Source organism: Protofrankia sp. CiP1_Cm_nod3 (genome assembly GCF_982290655.1).
In genome coordinates this window covers 6,289-7,932 of the sequence record NZ_CEVIVD010000187.1, presented here as the reverse complement: position 1 = coordinate 7,932, position 1,644 = coordinate 6,289, and the positions used below count along the sequence as shown (strand labels likewise).

Here is a 1,644-nt window from a genome sequence, read left to right as displayed (position 1 = left end):
GGCAGGGACGTCCGTGTCCGGGCTATCCGGGGCGGGCGGGGCGCGCAGCCGGCTGATCGCTTCGGCGGCGAGCGGCGCCCAGGGGTGGTGCGCGGCGAGGTGCACGACGGCGGTGCGGGCGTGGCGTGCGAGCCGGCCCGCAAGCGAGAACAGCCGGTGGCGTAGCCGTTTCACTTCCCACCGGCGGGCGTCGAGGCCGGTGAACGCGAGCAGCCGGCTCCAGGCGATCAGCGCGCCGGCCAGGGCTACCACCGCGCACCACACCTCGTTTTGGGCGAAGTCGTGCAGCGGGAGGTTGGTCAGGCCGGTGTCCTTCGCTCCGCGGATGCGGTCCTCGCAGCGGGCACGGCGGCGATGCCGCAGCTCGAGGGTGGCGAGCTGGCCGCGGTGGCTGTTCGTGGCAAAGGCAGTGAAGCGATGCCCGTCGATGTCGGTGAAGCGCAGCTGGACGCCGGGGTGCGGCCGTTCCTTGCGCACGAAAGCCTGAGGCTAGGCACCCGGGTAGCGGTCGAACCAGGCCGGGGTCGCCTCTCCTCTGCTGTCGGAGATCTCGGGGGCGCCGGACGTCTCCAGGACGAAATCGTCGGCGATCTGGCGGACGAGGGTGTGGCCTTCGAGTTCGGTGAGCCGGTCCGCGGGCAGGGCGTCCTCGCCGAGCATGGTGCCGACGATGTTCCCGCAGATCGCGCCGGTGGAGTCGCTGTCCCCGGAGTGGTTCACCGCGGCGAGCAGCGCCGTCCACGGATCCGCCGGCGCCGCCACGGCGCAGTGGACGGCGATGGCCAGCGCCTCCTCGGCCACCCAGCCGGCGCCGAGGGATTCCACCCGCTCCGGGGTGGTCGGTGTGCCGTCGGCGGCCGCCGTCAGCGCGGCGCGCAGGGCGGCGGCAACCTTCCCACCGGCCCGTTCGGAGGCGAGTCGGCCGAGGGCCGACTCCACCGCTTCGACAGGGGTGTGGCCGTCGGCCACCACATTGATGATCCAGGCGAACGCCGCCGCCGCAAGATAGCCAGCCGGATGACCGTGGGTGAGCACAGCGCATTCGGCGGCGAGTTCCCACGCGGCTTCCGGCCCGGTCGGCAGCAGCCCGAACGGCGCCGAACGCATGACCGCGCCGCATCCCTTGCTGTCCGGGTTCGCGGGGCGTGCGGGCGTTCCCATCCGCGGCATCCGCAGCCCGGACAGGCACGCGTTGCCGGGGGCGCGCCGCGCGTACAGCAGCGGCTGACCGGCCAGCCAGCCGTCACTGTCCGTGTCGGATGGTGGCCCGGGGCGCTCCTGGGTGGCCAGCCAGCGCTGGTATGCCCGCCACACCACCGTCGGGTGATGGCAGATCCCCTTGGAGCGGCCGCGGACCGACGCCCGGATGAGCCCTTCGGCGGTGAACAGCGTCATCTGCGTGTCGTCGGTGATCGGCGCGTGTACGCCGTAGGCCGCCGTCAGGCCGCGCACCCCGGCCGGCCCGTGGGCGCGCCGGATCTCGTCCAACGACAGGAACTCGATGCCGGCCCCGAGTGCGTCCCCCAGTGCCCCGCCGAGCAGGCAGCCACGTACCCGGTCCTGACGGGAAATCCTGGAATTCTGCCTCAGGGCCACTGTGCGTTCCTTTGCTCGGTCGCTCATTTTTGACCTGCTCCTCGTATT

General features: G+C 72.6%; 1 protein-coding gene and 1 pseudogene. Both read right to left on the bottom strand.

All coding sequences use genetic code 11. The features are described 5' to 3' along the window. Positions 1 to 486 (bottom strand): annotated as a pseudogene (locus tag AC5LUJ_RS22130) (transposase); the annotation flags it as partial. Between the two features lie 3 nt (positions 487 to 489). Then, on the bottom strand, positions 490 to 1,623 hold the full coding sequence (locus AC5LUJ_RS22125) for an ADP-ribosylglycohydrolase family protein (RefSeq protein WP_250284044.1): 1,134 nt from the start codon (positions 1,621 to 1,623) through the stop codon (positions 490 to 492). Positions 1,624 to 1,644: the final 21 nt, after the last annotated feature.